12 protein-coding genes are annotated in these 14737 nt (G+C 62.7%); 4 read left to right on the forward strand and 8 right to left on the reverse strand.

The genetic code is table 11. From position 1 onward, the window contains the following. Window positions 1–5: 5 nt before the first annotated feature. Window positions 6–470, reverse strand: coding sequence for a MerR family DNA-binding protein (locus KUV45_RS20040; protein ID WP_222164017.1), 465 nt, complete (start codon window positions 468–470; stop codon window positions 6–8). A gap of 314 nt (window positions 471–784) precedes the next feature. Here KUV45_RS20040 and KUV45_RS20045 point away from each other — a divergent pair, with 314 nt between their 5' ends. Beyond that, window positions 785–2107: an OmpP1/FadL family transporter gene (locus tag KUV45_RS20045; RefSeq protein ID WP_206940419.1), complete on the forward strand. Its 1323-nt coding sequence runs from the start codon at window positions 785–787 to the stop codon at window positions 2105–2107. Between the two features lie 175 nt (window positions 2108–2282). On the opposite strand, the gene KUV45_RS20050 is transcribed toward KUV45_RS20045, so the two are convergent. From KUV45_RS20050 to KUV45_RS20080, 7 genes are all read right to left on the reverse strand, one after another. Next, window positions 2283–2768: a hypothetical protein gene (locus KUV45_RS20050; protein WP_222164018.1), complete on the reverse strand. Its 486-nt coding sequence runs from the start codon at window positions 2766–2768 to the stop codon at window positions 2283–2285. Further along, on the reverse strand, window positions 2765–3985 hold the full coding sequence (locus KUV45_RS20055; RefSeq protein WP_222164019.1) for an AAA family ATPase: 1221 nt from the start codon (window positions 3983–3985) through the stop codon (window positions 2765–2767). The genes KUV45_RS20050 and KUV45_RS20055 overlap by 4 nt, the downstream gene beginning before the upstream one ends. Window positions 3986–4116: 131 nt before the next feature. Then, window positions 4117–5751 (reverse strand): ABC transporter ATP-binding protein, encoded by a 1635-nt coding sequence (locus tag KUV45_RS20060; protein WP_222164020.1) that lies wholly within the window; start codon window positions 5749–5751, stop codon window positions 4117–4119. Between the two features lie 20 nt (window positions 5752–5771). Beyond that, on the reverse strand, window positions 5772–6653 hold the full coding sequence (locus tag KUV45_RS20065; protein WP_206940411.1) for an ABC transporter permease: 882 nt from the start codon (window positions 6651–6653) through the stop codon (window positions 5772–5774). 9 nt (window positions 6654–6662) lie between these two features. Next, the gene (oppB, locus tag KUV45_RS20070; RefSeq protein ID WP_222164021.1) at window positions 6663–7589 is read right to left on the reverse strand and encodes an oligopeptide ABC transporter permease OppB; all 927 of its coding nucleotides are present in this window, start codon (window positions 7587–7589) and stop codon (window positions 6663–6665) included. A 112-nt stretch (window positions 7590–7701) separates the two neighbouring features. Continuing rightward, the gene (locus tag KUV45_RS20075) at window positions 7702–9327 is read right to left on the reverse strand and encodes a peptide ABC transporter substrate-binding protein (RefSeq protein WP_222164022.1); all 1626 of its coding nucleotides are present in this window, start codon (window positions 9325–9327) and stop codon (window positions 7702–7704) included. A gap of 95 nt (window positions 9328–9422) precedes the next feature. Then, window positions 9423–11054: a peptide ABC transporter substrate-binding protein gene (locus KUV45_RS20080; RefSeq protein WP_206940405.1), complete on the reverse strand. Its 1632-nt coding sequence runs from the start codon at window positions 11052–11054 to the stop codon at window positions 9423–9425. A gap of 362 nt (window positions 11055–11416) precedes the next feature. Here KUV45_RS20080 and prfB point away from each other — a divergent pair. The 3 genes from prfB (at window position 11417) to KUV45_RS20095 (ending at window position 14712) form a co-directional block, all read left to right on the forward strand. Continuing rightward, window positions 11417–12515 (forward strand): peptide chain release factor 2 gene (gene prfB, locus KUV45_RS20085; protein ID WP_347401316.1). Its coding sequence is split into 2 segments (ribosomal slippage): window positions 11417–11491 and window positions 11493–12515, totalling 1098 coding nucleotides; the frame shifts between segments, so codons are not numbered across the junction. Window positions 12516–12651: 136 nt separating this feature from the next. Further along, on the forward strand, window positions 12652–14181 hold the full coding sequence (gene lysS, locus KUV45_RS20090; RefSeq protein WP_222164023.1) for a lysine--tRNA ligase: 1530 nt from the start codon (window positions 12652–12654) through the stop codon (window positions 14179–14181). Between the two features lie 144 nt (window positions 14182–14325). Next, on the forward strand, window positions 14326–14712 hold the full coding sequence (locus KUV45_RS20095; protein ID WP_206940401.1) for a hypothetical protein: 387 nt from the start codon (window positions 14326–14328) through the stop codon (window positions 14710–14712). Window positions 14713–14737 lie beyond the last annotated feature (25 nt).

Raw genomic sequence — 14737 nt, forward strand, 5'->3', positions numbered from 1 at the left:
GAGTGTCATGGCGCCTCCTGCCGATGGGCCAGGGAAGGACAGGAAGAGCCCCCTGTTGCCGGGGCGTCTGCGGGGACGCTCTCGATCAGTCGACACAGGCTATGGCCATTGGGCATGCCGTCCGGCATGTCCTGCCAGCTGGTCATGGCGTCTTCCATGCGCTGAGCCAGCGCTTCCAGTTCCGCAATACGCTGGCGTATCTTCGGCAGCCGCTCCGCCAACAGGTCGCGGACCAGTGGGCAGGGAGAGTCACCCTGGTCTGCATGAACCAGGATCTGGCGGATGTCGGCCAGGCTGAAGCCCAGGGTGCGGGCGCGCTGAATAAAGCTCAGGCGTTCACGATCCTGCTCCGAGTAGCGGTGATAGCCGTTCGCTGGGTCCTTGCTCGGGGACAGCAAGCCCTCTCGGGTGTAGTGACGAACGGTCTCGGACGTGACCCCTACGGATGTGGCCAGTTCACTGACTTTCATCTTGTCTCCTTGGGCGGGGTGGCGCGGGACAGGGAGCGATGTGGTGCAATGTCAGTGTAAAACCTTTGTGTTACCCAATGGTCAAGGGGATATTTTTATGCCGTAAACAACAAAGCATGAAGTCCTAAGTCACTGAATTGACGTTATCAGCAAAATTCGTTGGACCAAAGTATGAGCAAATTAGCTATTAAAACGAACGTTTGGCCTTGAACTCTCGCCCGCCTTCGCAAACACTGCGATCAAGCCCGCTAACAAAGGCGGTGCCAGCCGATAATAAATGCGCCGACACGCTTGCTGATATTAAGGACGTCGAGATGATCTATAACAAAGTCAAGCCGTTGACCCTGGCGGTTGCCGTGGCCGCCTCCGCTCTTTCTGGTCAAGCCATGGCCGGTGCCTTCCAGCTGAATGAGCAAGGTGTCAGCGGGCAGGGCACTTCCAATGCGGGCCGCGCCTCTACCGTCAATGATGCCAGCATCGTGTTCGGCAACCCCGCCGGCATGTCGTTTCTTGATCGCGCTCAGGTCACCGCCGGTGCCGCCTTCCTGACCGTAGATACCGATATCAAGAATGCCGATGGCAGCGCGACGGGTTCCAACGAAGGCGATATGGTGCCCAACAGTGTGATTCCGTTCGGTTTCTACGTGCAGCCGATCAATGACAACCTGCACTTCGGTCTCGGCGTGTATGCGCCCTTCGGTTTGATCACCGACTACGAAGGTCAATTCCAGGGCCGCTTCTTTGGCGATCGCAGCAAGGTTGAGGTGGTGACCGTCCAGCCGACCATCTCGGTCAAGTTCAGCGAACAGTTCTCGGCGGGCTTCGGTCTGACCTATAACCAGATCGACGGCGAGCTGACCGCCAATACCCAGGGTGGCCCCGTAGGCCTGTTCGACGCCGCAACCGGTGCGCCTCTGGGCGGCAATGGTATCGCGGGTGAAGGCGATGTCGACATTGAGGGTGATGACAACGCCTGGGGCTATACCCTGGGCGCCATGTACAAGCCCTGGGAACACACCACCTTCGGCTTCGCCTATCACTCCGAAGTGGAGTATGACCTGGAGGGCAAGGCGCGCTTTACCAACGTCCGTGGCGCGCAGGCCGGCCCCTTCCCTGGCACAATCGCGGCAGGTACGCGGACCCAGGCTGCGGACGCCGCCCTGTCCATTACCCTGCCTGCCGTCTGGGATTTCTCGGCCACTCACCAGATCAACGACCGATGGACGGTGATGGCCGGTGCCGCCATGACCAACTGGAGCGAGTTTGACGAGCTGCGCGTCGAGAATGATGTGCGTGAAATCGTCGAGGCCCAGAACTACGAGGACAGCTGGCAGTACTCCGTGGGTACTACCTACCAGCTGAATCCCCAGTGGGTCCTGCGTACCGGCCTGGCCTACGACGAGACACCGATCAAGGACGAATATCGCAGCGTGCGGGTGCCGTCCGATGATCGCATCATCTTCTCACTCGGTGCCGGCTGGACGCCGATGCCGGATCTGACCGTGGACGTGGCCTACAGCTACATTCATGAGTCCGACGCGGAACTGTCCCAGGAAGAGGAAAACCGCGGCACCTACGAGGCGGACTTCGAGAACACCGCCCAGGCCTTTGGTGCCCAGGTCACCTACCGCTTCTGATCCGTTTGGTCGCAAGACCACGGCCACTGGCATTGACCCCGCAGCGCCCCTCCCTGGAGGGGCGCTGTCGTTGGTAGCCCTGGGCCTGCTGTTAAGCGGCTCCCTGGCGCAGGCTTGACCCGCTTGGGGGCATCTGGGGGAAGACGCCCATGGATCGCGCAGCGTACCGGTGGTGTCAAAGATAGTCGCGCAGCTCTGGAATCGGCGTGCTGGCTTCACTATGCAAGATGGTCTTTACGCGAATATCGTAGTGCGCTTCCAAACGTTCCTTTTCTGGTTTGGAGAGCTGACCGTTGCTGACGATGACCGCCATTTCTCTGACCTGGTGGTCTTCCATGCTCTGCAGCAGCTCTTGATATTCCGCCCGGGTCCTGGCGTGAGCAAGCTGTTCGAAGGCATGTCGAATGTCACCTGCGCCCTTTAGCTCGACAAGTACAGCCGCAGCAGTCCGGCGTCTTTTCCACAAGAACAGGCCATCGCACTTCAGGTGGTTATCCGTCATGACGCAGCCATCAAGTACCACTGCCACGGCAGTTTCTCCAGCTTTTGGTGTCAGCCGAACCTGCTTGCCTCGCTCAGAAAAGGTCAGCTCCGCCGCACACAGAGGTTGAGTGTTGTCCAATCGTGTACAGACACAGTGCTGGTAGCGCCCGAGGTTCATCTATTGTGATGCTCCCACTCGATATCTCGCATCTGGTCGTAAAGGCGGTTGATGTCATTGAAATGGACGAGCAGCTGATCGTCGATGAGTCCACGGTCTTCTGCCATCAGCGAGAGGATGTCCTCGCCATCGAGACGATAGGCTGCAACCTGGCGTGGTGAGAGAGGAAGTAGTGATACAGCTTCCGTGTCATTCAGCGCGCCGTTTTCAAACTTGCTGCGCATGAGGTGATTGTTCAGCGCCTCTACGATGTAGGGGCTGTGGGTCGTCACGACAAACTGGGTGTTGGGGAAGGTTGTCAGTAGGTCACCAATGACTCTCTGTTGCCACTGGGGATGGAGGTGGAGGTCGACTTCATCGATCATCACCACAGCCTCCGCCGTCAGCGGATCGTCAAGGTGGGGGTTGGCCATGGCCATACGTGAACTTAAATCAATGACGAGACCCAGCAGTGTCTGGTGGCCATCACTCAGCTGTGCGATGTTGAGCCATTCCTCCCGCTGTCTCACCACGAAGCGCAGTGGGTTCAGCTCGATATGAGGTTCGGATAAATCGGGAAACATGCGCGTGATGGCGCGGCGAACCGCGTCGAGCTCTGGCAGAGTGACGTCGAAGCTCTTGTGCTGTTTCTGAAGCCGGTGTTCTTCGTTTTCCTTGTTATAGAACCAAATGAAAGCCGACTTGAACCGAGAGTCCGCATTCAGTGCATTGGTCAAGGCGTCGAAGCGTTCGTGGGATTTGGGAAAGCCCTTGCGGCTGAGAGGAAGATCCAGCAGGGCGCGACTGACGCCGTAATACGCGAAGACCGGCAAGTCGAAGGGCTCACCGGCTGACCAGGGGGTGATCACCTGAGCATCCAGATAGTGCTTGAGGTTCTTGATGCCCCGGCCCGCCGGGATTTCTTCGGCGGTATTTTTGCTGTTGTCGCGTCGCTGCATCCTATCCCAGGTCAGTCCATGCAGGGCTTCCAAGGTGATCCTGGTATAGGGCGCCTGGCGGTTGTGTTGCTGAAGAATCTCTCCGCGCTTCTTGAAGGAGATGCCAGAGACACCTGGCAGGTAAGTCAGCACCTCGCCAAGACCAATGGAAATCGCATCAAGCAATGTGGTCTTGCCGCTGCCATTTGAGCCAAGCAGCAGGGTAAGACGTTGGCCCAGTGCCATCGATAGGTAGGCCTTGGCGCGGAAGTTTTCCAAAGTCAGGCGCTTCAGTTTCATTCAGAGGCATCTCGCCAGAGCTGATGAGATAAAACAAGTCTCGCACGAACACTAGGAGTGGTCGACTGCTCTCCCACTCCCTCGTTCTCTCCCCACCCCAGGGGTGAAGGCTCTGGCAGCGCCTTTCCCGCCTACGCCACCTGGTCGAGCATGGCGGCGGCCAGCAGGCGCTTGGTGTACGCGGTCTTGGGTGCAGCAAACAAGTCCTCGGCGCTGCCCTGTTCCACCACCTGGCCGTCCTTCATCACCAGCACGGTGTCGGCCAGCGCCCGCACCACGGCCAGGTCGTGGCTGATAAACAGATAGGTCAGCCCATGCTTGTGCTGCAGCTCGCGCAGCAGGTCGATGACGGTGACCTGCACCGAGCGATCCAGCGCCGAGGTGGGTTCATCCAGCAGCAGGAATTCTGGCTTGAGGACCAGTGCCCGAGCGATGGCGATGCGCTGGCGCTGGCCGCCGGAAAACTCGTGGGGGTAGCGGTTGCGCATGGCAGGGTCCAGCGAGACTTCCTTCAGGCTGGCCATCACCTGGGCGTCGCGCTCTGCCCGGGACAGGTGCGGAGCATGGACCTTGAGCCCCTCGCCGATAATGTCGCCCACGGTCAGGCGTGGCGACAGCGAGCCGTAGGGATCCTGGAACACCACCTGCAGCTTCGAGCGGATCGGCCGCATGGCAGTCTTGTCGAGCACGTCGAGTCGGGTGTCGTGGAAGCGTATCTCGCCCTGACTCTTGAGTAGCCTGAGCAGGGCACGCCCCAGGGTCGACTTGCCCGAGCCGGATTCCCCGACGATGCCCACCGTCTGACCGCGGCGGATAGTGACATCGATACCGCGCACCGCCTCGAAATACTCGCTGGGCCCAAACAGGCGCTTCTTGAGGGCGAAGCGCACTCGCATATCCTTGGCTTCCAGCACCATGGGCTCGCTGTCAGGCACCGTGGCCTTGCGTCCTCGCGGCTCGGCGTCGATCAGCATGCGGGTGTAGTCATGGCGCGGGTTGGCGAAGACCTCCCGGGTCTCGCCCTGTTCCACCAACTCGCCGTGGCGCATCACGCAGACCCGGTCGGCGAAGTGCTTGACGATGGTCAGGTCGTGGGTGATGAACAGGATCGCCATGCCATAACGGCGCTGCAGGTCCTTGAGCAGATCCAGAATCTGGGCCTGGACGGTGACGTCCAGCGCGGTGGTGGGCTCATCAGCGATCAGCATCTCTGGCTCGCCGGCCAGCGCCATGGCGATCATCACCCGCTGGCGTTGGCCGCCGGACAGCTCATGGGGATAGCTCGCGATGCGCCGCTTGGGTTCGGGAATACCGACCTGCTCGAGCAGGTCGATGGCCTTGGCGGTGGCCGCCTTGCCTTTCACGTTCTGGTGGCGGTCGAGGACTTCCTTGATCTGGTCGCCGATGCGGTGCAGTGGATTGAGCGAGGTCATCGGCTCCTGGAAGATCATGGCGATGTTGCCACCGCGAATCCGGCGCATGCGCTTGGGCGTGGCGCTCAGCAGTTCCTCGCCCTTGAAGCGAATTACCCCTTCGGCCCGGGCCAGCTCCGGCAACAGGCGCATGGCGGCGGTGGAGGTCACCGACTTGCCGGAGCCAGATTCACCCACCAGCGCCAGGGTCTCGCCGGGATTGATGGCAAAGCTCACGTCCTTGACCGCCTGGACGGTGCCGTGGGGCAGCTCGAAGCTGACGCTGAGCCCCTCGATCTCGAGCAGCGCCTCGCGGGCGGGACGACGGGGTGGCTTATGTTGTGTGTCGGTCATGGTCGCGTCTCCGTCGTCACTTAGCGGGTCTTGGGGTCGAGGGCGTCACGCAGGCCGTCGCCGAGGAAGTTCAGGCAGAACAGCGTCAGCGCCAGGAACACCGAGGGCACCAGCAGCATCCAGGGTGAGGTCTGCATCATGTCGGCCCCCTCGGAGATCAGCACGCCCCAGCTGGTCAGTGGCTCCTGCACGCCGAGGCCGAGGAACGACAGGAAGCTCTCCAGCAGGATGACCTTGGGTACCGTCAGGGTGACATAGACGATCACCGGGCCGATGGCGTTCGGAATCAGGTGACGGGTGACGATCTTGCCGTCCTTGACGCCCAGCGCGTGGGCCGCCTCGACAAATTCACGCTGCTTGAGCGCCAGGGTCTGGCCGCGCACGATGCGGGCCATGTCGAGCCACTCCACCGCGCCGATGGCGGCGTAGATCAGGAAGATGTTGCGGCCGAATACCACCATCAGCAGGATCACCAGGAACATGAAGGGCAGCGAGTACATGATGTCGACGAAGCGCATCATCAGGTTGTCCAGGCGACCGCCGACATAGCCGGAGATGGCGCCATACAGCACGCCGATGATCAGGCTGACGAAGGTCGCCACCAGCGCCACCGACAGCGATACCTGGCCTCCGTAGAGGGTTCGGGTCAGCAGGTCGCGGCCGTTGGCGTCGGTGCCGAGCCAGTGGCCACCCTCCAGGGTGGGTCCTACATCAAAGGCGTTCCAGTCAACGTCGGCCAGCCCCCAGGGGGTTAGCCAGGGGCCGATAAAGCAGGCCAGGGTCATGGCGCCCAATAGCCACAGGCTGACCATGGCGGCGCGGTTCTGAGTCAGGCGCCGCCAGGCATCGCGGCCAAGGCTGTCGCCGGCAGGGGCGCTGGGGGCGAGGGTATCGGTGGTCATGGCGTCGCCTCAGTCGTCGTAGCGGATTTGGGGGTCGAGGGCGGAATAGATCAGGTCGACGATCAGGTTCATCAGCACGATCAGCGCGCCGTAGAACACCACCGTGCCCATCACCAGGGTGTAGTCCCGGTTGAGCGCGCCTTGGACGAAGTAACGCCCGATCCCGGGGATGCCGAAGATCTGTTCGATCACCACCGAGCCGGTGATGATGCCGGCGATGGCCGGACCCAGGTAGGAGGTCACCGGCAGCAGCGCCGGACGCAGCGCGTGGCGCCAGACCACCTCGGCCTCGGTCAGGCCCTTGGCCCGGGCGGTGCGAATATAGTGACTGCCCATCACCTCGATCATGCTGGCGCGCATCATGCGGGCGATGTAGGCGATCTGCTGGATCGACAGGGCGATCACCGGCAGGATCAGATTGGGCAGGGCGCCGTCGTTCCAGCCGCCGGCAGGCAGCCAGCCCAGCATGACCCCGAAGACCAGCGCCAGCACCGGGGCGACCACGAAATTGGGCACCGCTATCCCGGCCAGGGCCGTGCCCATTACCGCGTAGTCCACGGCGGTGTTGCGTTTCAGCGCGGCAATGATGCCCAGCGGCAGCCCGATCGCCAGCGCCAGCAGCATCGCCAGACCGCCGATCTGAAGGCTGACCGGAAAGCCCTGCATGATCAGCTCGGTGACGGTGAAGTCCTTGTACTTGAACGAGGGGCCGAAGTCGCCCTGGGCCAGGTTACCCAGATAGCGGAAGTACTGCTGCCACAGCGGCTCGTCCAGGTGGTAGGCGGCCATCAGGTTGGCCTCGATCTCTGGTGGCAGCGCGCGTTCGCCGTCGAAGGGGCCGCCGGGAGCGATGCGCATCAGAAAGAAGGCGATGGTGATGACGATCAGCATCGTCGGAATGGCCTGAGCCAGGCGCTTGAGGGTATAGCTCAGCATGGTGCCGTTCCTCGCTTGCGGCGGCGGGCGGGGCGTTCGCGGCCGCGCCCAATGGGTTCATGGATCGGGGCTGGGCGAGGGTGTCCCAGCGGTAGGGTGGGGCCGGGCTTGCTCATTTTGCGGCTGCCTCGTCCACGGACACATAGCGCAGCGGATGCACATCGAGTGCCGTGGGCTGCCAGCCCTCGACGTCCGGCGAGACCAGATTGACGACCACGTAGTCGTAGATCGGCAGCATCACGTCGGCGTCCAGCAGGCGCTGCTCGGCCTCGGTCATCAGCGCGGCGCGTCGAGCCACGTCGAGCTCATGGGTGCTGGCCTCGACCAGGGCGTCGTACTCGGGATCCGCGTAGCCGGTGCTGGCCGCCGCCGAGCCGCCCGCCGCGTAGGCGTTGAGGAAGTCGTAGGGGTCGTTGACCGTGGCCACGAAACCGTAGCGGGCGATCTCGAAGTCGCCCTGGCGCAGGCCGGCGAAGTGCACCGCCGCCTCGCGATTGACCAGCTCGATCTCCACACCCAGCGGGCGCCACATGGCGGCGATGGCCACGGCGATCTTCTTGTGGTCTTCCAGGGTGTTATAGGAAAGCTCAAGTTCAAGCGGTCGATCGGGCCCGTAGCCGGCCTGATCCAGCAGCTCGCTGGCACGGGCCCGGCGGCTGTCCATGTCCTGGTCATGGAAGTCGAGGCGGGCCGAGGTGGGCGAAGCGATGGTGCGCGGCACGAACCAGTAGGACGGCGTCTGGCCCATGCCCAGCAGGCGTTCGGTGATCACCTCGCGGTCGAGCGCCAGATTCAGCGCCTCGCGCACCCGCTTATCGCTGAGCGGCGTGCCGTCACGCAGGTTGAGCATATAGAAGTAGCTGCCGATCAGCGGACCGACCCGCAGCGATTCGCTCAGGTTCTCCTGGGCCCACTCGAACCGCGCGGAAGGCACCGCGCCGTAGGCGATGTCGAGTTCGCCCGAGCGAAAACGGTTCATCAGCGCCGAGGTGTCCTCGATGGCGTGGAAGTCGACGCCGTCGAGGGTCACCTCGTCGGCGGCGTAGTAGTGGGGGTTGCGGGTCACTTCCACCTTGTCCTGGGGCTTCCAGTCGGCCAGCACGAAGGGGCCGCTGGCCACCAGGGTGTCTGGCCGGGTCCAGTCCTCGACGCCGCTTGTCAGCAGGTGACGGGGCAGTGGGGCGGCCTCGGTCATCGCCATGGCCTGAAGAAAATAGGCGGTGGGCTCGGACAGCCGGATTTCCAGGGTGTGGGTGTCCAGCGCGCTGACGCCGAGGCTCTCCGGCTCGGCCTCCCCGGTGTTGATCGCCCGGGCGTTGACGATGGGGTAGTAGAGGTTGGCGTTGTGATTGGCGGTGGTCGGCGTCACCAGACGTTGCAGCGCGAAGACGGCATCGTCGGCGGTGATCGGCTCGCCGTCGGACCAGTAAGCCTGGCGCAGTGTGAAGGTGTAGACCAGGCCGTCGTCGGACAGCGTCCAGGATTCGGCCAGGCCCGGTTCCAGAGAGCCGTCGGGGCCGTAATTGATCAGCCGATCAAACAGCTCCCGGGTGATCCGGCTCTCCCAGTTGCCGTTGACCTTCTGCGGATCCAGGGTACTGGGCTCGGCACCGTTGCCTACCTGCAGCGTGGCGGCTTGAGCGCCGAGGGCCAGTGAGGCGGACGCCAGCGTGAAGATCGCACGGGCCACGGACCGCAAGGTCGAGAACGAGCCAGCACGAGAATCGGCATGCAACATGGGGGGTATCCTTTGCGGAGCGGCGAGGAGGCAGTGGCCCGGTCCCGAGAGGGCCTCGGGACCGGGGAAGCTCAGGTTGTCGGTGACAGCCTCGTCTATTCCTCGAAGGAAACCCAGCGTGAGGGGTGGTCGTCCTCGATGTTGTCTTCCCAACCACTGATCGCCGGGTTCACCAGGTTGCGTGAGACGTAGTACAGCATCGGGATCAGCGCGTCGTCGTCCATGGCCAGGGCCTCGGCACGTTCCAGGATGGCCTTGCGCTCGTCCAGGTCGAGGGTCGTGGCCGCCTCGTCGTACAGGGTATCGAACGCCTCGTTGGCATAGGCCCCGTAGTTGTTGCCGACGCCGGAGCGCAGCAGCGCGAGGAAGTTCTCGGCGTCGTTGTAGTCGGCAATCCAGCCAGCCCGGGCCACGTCGAAGTCGCCCTCGGCGATGGTCTGGTAGTGCACCGTGGCCTCGGCGTTGACCAGCTCAACCTCGACCCCCAGCGGTCGCCACATGGAGGACACTGCTACCGCGATCTTCTTGTGCTCGTCAGTGGTGTTGTAGCGCAGGCGCAGGGTCAGCGGGTTGCCCTGGTCGTAGCCGGCGTCTTCGAGAAGTTCCTTGGCGCGGGCCATGCGGGCGTTCAAATCGCCGGTGATGTCGTTGCCCTCGGCGTCGTCGAAGGCTGCGTTCTGGACCTGGTAGTGATCGATGCCATCGGGCACGAAGGACAGTGATTTCTGGAAGGTACCGCCCATGATGTTGTCGGCGATGACGTCGCGGCGTACGGCCATGTTGAGCGCCTCGCGTACCCTGGGGTCGGCGGTGGGATGGCCGTCGCGATGGTTGAACACGTAGTAGTAGCTGCCCAGGTAGGTGGCCATGTGGGTGGCCTCGGGGATCTCTTCCTTCAACAGCGGATACATGCTCGAGGAATACTCGCGCATGATGTCCAGCTCGCCTGCGCGAAAGCGCGAGACGCCGGCGTTGCGATCCTCGATGGTATGGTAGCGCACGCCGTCCAGCGCCACCTGGTCGGCCTCGTAGTACTCGGGGTTCTTGACTGTGGTGATGCGTGACTGGGAGATCCACTCGGTAGGGGTGAAGGCGCCATTGGTGACGATGTGCTCGAGATCCACGTACTCCTTGCCGTACTGCTCGAAGGTGTGCTGCGGCTGTGGGTAGGCGGTGTAGTGGGTCAACAGCTGCAGGAAGTAAGGCGTGGACTGGTTCAGCTGGACGACCAGGGTGCGGCCATCGTCGCGGCTTTCCACGCCCAGTTCTTCCAGTGCAAGCTCGCCGGTGTTGACCTCCCGGGCATTGACCAGCGGATACAGCATGTAGGCGTACTTGGAGGCGTTGGCCGGGTCCAGCAGGTGGCGCCAGCCGAACACGAAGTCCTCTGCGGTGACCGGTTCGCCGTCGGACCAGCGGGCATCCTCGCGCAGGCTGAAGGTCCAGGTCTTGCCGTCCTCGGAGACCTGCCAGTCGCTGGCCATGCCGGGCAGGACCTTACCTTCCGGAGACTTTTTGACCAGGCCCTCGTAGACGTCCATCAGGATCTGTGATTCCCAGATACCACCCGAGATCTGGGAGGTGTCGAAGGAGGCGAGTTCGCCGGTGACGCCCAGGTCGAGAGTCTCGGCCATGGCCGGTGCGGCGATGACGGCAGCCAGTGTGGACAGGGTCAGGCCAGAGGCCAGCCCTAGCTGGCGCACCCAGCGAGGACGGATCGCGATCATGTCAGTTCCTTGTTGATGTTGGCATTGTTGTGGCGGGCAGGGCCGTTGGTAGCGCCTGCGGCTAGCCTGAGAAGGTCGCACAAGGTGTACGACATCGGCTAAGCCCGCTTAGTCGCTAATGACCATCGCGCTGAGTCGCTGGTGCTGTCCAGACGAAAATTTTCATAGCGTCTTGCGTTTCGTCGATAGCCCAGCGCGAGCCCTTTTGCCATGAGGGGTGGCCGCCCTGGTCAGGATGACGGGGTTAGACGTTTTGGCTACAATGCTCCCCCTTTATCGCGTTGCCCCTGGCGACGTTCGACCAAAGCCCATTTCACGTGCCCTGGCCGCCCTGTGGCGAGGGACAACACAAGGCGAGCACCATGTTGGAAACCAATCCGATTCACAACCAGATCAAGGACCTGTCTGAGCGGACAGATGTTCTTAGGGGGTATCTTTGACTATGCCGAAAAGAAAGATCGGCTAGAAGAAGTGACCCGCGAGCTTGAGGATCCGGCGGTCTGGAACGACCCGGACTACGCTCAGAAGCTCGGGAAGGAGCGCGCCTCGCTGGAACTGGTGGTCGCCACCATCGACGAGCTGGACCAGGGACTCGGCGACAGCCGTGACCTGCTGGAACTGGCCGAGATGGAAGACGACGAAGCGACCGTGGCGGAAGTCGAGAAGGAGCTTGATTCGCTTCAGGCCAATCTCGAGAAGCTTGAGTTTCGTCGCATGTTCTCCGGTGAGATGGATGAGAACAGCGCGTACCTGGACATTCAGGCAGGCTCTGGCGGCACCGAGGCTCAGGATTGGGCCAACATGCTGTTGCGTATGTATCTGCGCTGGGCCGAGGCCCACGGTTTCAAGGCCGAGATCACTGAGCTGTCTGCCGGTGAAGTGGCGGGCATCAAGTCGGCGACGGTGCATATTCAGGGCGAGTACGCCTTCGGCTGGCTGCGCACTGAGACCGGCGTACATCGCCTGGTGCGCAAGAGTCCGTTTGACTCTGGCGGTCGCCGCCACACCTCGTTTGCGTCGGTGTTTCTGTCGCCTGAAATCGACGACAGCTTCGAGATCGAGATCAATCCGGCGGACCTGCGGGTCGACACCTATCGCTCCAGTGGCGCCGGTGGTCAGCACGTCAACACCACCGACTCAGCGGTGCGCATCACCCATGAGCCGTCCGGCGTGGTGGTGTCCTGCCAGAGCCAGCGTAGCCAGCACGCCAACCGCGACTTCGCCATGAAGCAGTTGAAGGCGAAGCTGTGGGAGCTGGAGATGCAGAAGCGCAACGCCGCCAAGCAGGAAGCGGAAGACTCCAAGGCCGACATCGGCTGGGGCAGCCAGATTCGCTCCTATGTGCTGGATGACCAGCGCATCAAGGATCTGCGTACCGGCGTGCAGTCCAGCAACTGCGACAAGGTGCTCGACGGCGACCTCGACCAGTATATCGTCGCCAGCCTCAAGCAGGGGCTCTAAGCGACCGTCGACGCCGCCACCCAGCCCCAGGCGCTCGTGCCTGGGGCCTTTCGCCACCATCATTCATGGGTCCCTGCCGGGACCATCCGGGAAGGTCGCTCGTTGGCCTTCCCCTTCGTGACAGAGACGACTAGCCATGGCCCAACAGGATACGCCTTCCCCTCAGGACGCCGCCGCCGAAGAAAACCGTCTGATCGCGGAACGCCGCGCCAAGCTTGCCGCCCGTCGCAAGCTGGCCGAGGCCGAAGGTGGCAGTGCTTTTCCCAATAACTTTCGCCGTGACAGCCTGGCGGCCGAACTCGATGCCGAGCTTGGCGACAAGGACAAGGAAGCGCTGGAATCGCTGGGGCGTGAGGCGGCCGTGGCCGGGCGCATCATGCGCAAGCGTGGTCCCTTCATCGTGATTCAGGATGTCAGCGGCCAGATTCAGCTCTACGTCGACAAGAAGGGGCTCGATCCCGCCCTGCTCGAGGACATCAAGAGCTGGGACATCGGCGACATCGTGGCTGGCCATGGCCCGGTGCACAAGTCCGGCAAGGGCGACCTGTACGTGATGATGCGTGAGGCCAAGCTCCTGACCAAGAGCCTGCGTCCGCTGCCGGACAAGTTCCACGGCCTGACCGACATGGAAGCGCGCTACCGCCAGCGCTATGTCGATCTGATCATGAACCCGGACTCGCGTCGGGTGTTCGAGACTCGCGCCGGCATCATCAGCGCCATGCGCCGCTTCTTCGAGGATCGCGGCTTCATGGAGGTGGAAACCCCGATGCTGCAGCCGATTCCCGGTGGGGCCACCGCGCGTCCCTTCGTCACCCACCATAATGCGCTGGACATCGACATGTACCTGCGTATCGCGCCGGAGCTTTATCTCAAGCGCCTGGTGGTAGGCGGCTTCGAGCGAGTCTTCGAGATCAACCGTAACTTCCGCAACGAAGGGCTTTCCACCCGCCACAATCCCGAGTTCACCATGGTCGAGTTCTACTGGGCCTACGTGGACTACCAGGCGTTGATGGACCTGACCGAAACCATGCTGCGGGAGATCGCTCAGAAGGTGCTGGGCACCACCACCCTGACTTACCAGGGTTCCACCTACGATCTCGGTCAGCCGTTCGTGCGCATGACCCTGCGTGAGGCGATTCTGGCCCACGGCGAGGGCATCGAGGCAGCGGACATCGACGAACTCGAGCCTGCCCGCGCCCTGGCCGGCCGTCTGGGTATCAAGGTCAAGGACGGCTGGGGTCTTGGCAAGCTACAGACCGAGATCTTCGAGGAAGTGGCCGAGTCGCGTCTGGATCAGCCGACCTTCATCACCGAATATCCGGCGGAGGTGAGCCCGTTGGCACGCCGCAACGACGCCAACCCGTTCGTCACCGATCGCTTCGAGTTCTTCGTCGGCGGCCGCGAGATTGCCAATGGCTTCTCGGAGCTCAATGATGCCGAGGACCAGGCCGAGCGCTTCCGTGCCCAGGCTGCCGAGAAGGATGCCGGCGATCTGGAGGCAATGTACTACGACGCCGACTACGTGCGCGCACTGGAAGTCGGGCTGCCGCCCACCGCTGGTGAGGGTATCGGGATCGACCGTCTGGTCATGCTGTTCACCGACAGCCCGTCGATTCGCGACGTGCTGCTGTTCCCGGCCATGCGCCCGGAAGCCGGCGACGCGTGAACCAAACGGGCGGCCGCTGGGAGCCTTTCCGAGCGGCCGCAGGCGAAACCGCGCCGCAGCGGCCGGGTTTTATTGGCAAGGGACGCTCATAGCACCCATAATGGCTGCGATTCGAGACTGCGATTCGACGTCGAGGAGATCGCGATGAAACTGCTCAACCGCTCCGCACTGAGCGTCAGACCCACCCAGCACTTTGTTGACTGGATCAATGCCCTGGAACCGACCATGGGCGATGACGATCTCAACCTGTCCGACGTCGACCGCGAGAGTACGGTCTACCTGATTCCAGAAATGGATACTCCCGAGGCGTTGGAAGCCTTCGTTCGCGAGCGATATCTCGAGGTGCTCGAGAACGAGCTGCGCGCCTGGGAAGAGGACGAGCGGCAGTGGCCTGAATCGCTGGACTGGGCACTGTTCCAGCGTTTCCTCCAAGTCGAGCACAGCTATCTGGCCATCGATCTGGATAGCGAGGCGGCGCTTGAAATCTCCGAGGTTGACGACGAGTTGCTGGCCGACCTCGAACAGGACTGAGCTCGGCACCCAGCGGCAGGCCTGC

This window comes from Halomonas sp. DP3Y7-2 (assembly GCF_019800795.1).
Classification (GTDB): domain Bacteria; phylum Pseudomonadota; class Gammaproteobacteria; order Pseudomonadales; family Halomonadaceae; genus Halomonas; species Halomonas litopenaei_A.

What these genes read in the sequence shown, in the direction of transcription:
- lysS (WP_222164023.1), top strand. Translation starts at nt 12,652, where the DNA reads ATGGCCCAACAGGATACGCCTTCCCCTCAGGACGCCGCCGCCGAAGAA.
- oppB (WP_222164021.1), bottom strand. Translation starts at nt 7,589, where the DNA reads ATGCTGAGCTATACCCTCAAGCGCCTGGCTCAGGCCATTCCGACGATG.
- KUV45_RS20065 (WP_206940411.1), bottom strand. Translation starts at nt 6,653, where the DNA reads ATGACCACCGATACCCTCGCCCCCAGCGCCCCTGCCGGCGACAGCCTT.
- KUV45_RS20060 (WP_222164020.1), bottom strand. Translation starts at nt 5,751, where the DNA reads ATGACCGACACACAACATAAGCCACCCCGTCGTCCCGCCCGCGAGGCG.
- KUV45_RS20075 (WP_222164022.1), bottom strand. Translation starts at nt 9,327, where the DNA reads ATGTTGCATGCCGATTCTCGTGCTGGCTCGTTCTCGACCTTGCGGTCC.
- KUV45_RS20040 (WP_222164017.1), bottom strand. Translation starts at nt 470, where the DNA reads ATGAAAGTCAGTGAACTGGCCACATCCGTAGGGGTCACGTCCGAGACC.
- KUV45_RS20055 (WP_222164019.1), bottom strand. Translation starts at nt 3,985, where the DNA reads ATGAAACTGAAGCGCCTGACTTTGGAAAACTTCCGCGCCAAGGCCTAC.
- KUV45_RS20080 (WP_206940405.1), bottom strand. Translation starts at nt 11,054, where the DNA reads ATGATCGCGATCCGTCCTCGCTGGGTGCGCCAGCTAGGGCTGGCCTCT.
- KUV45_RS20095 (WP_206940401.1), top strand. Translation starts at nt 14,326, where the DNA reads ATGAAACTGCTCAACCGCTCCGCACTGAGCGTCAGACCCACCCAGCAC.
- KUV45_RS20045 (WP_206940419.1), top strand. Translation starts at nt 785, where the DNA reads ATGATCTATAACAAAGTCAAGCCGTTGACCCTGGCGGTTGCCGTGGCC.
- KUV45_RS20050 (WP_222164018.1), bottom strand. Translation starts at nt 2,768, where the DNA reads ATGAACCTCGGGCGCTACCAGCACTGTGTCTGTACACGATTGGACAAC.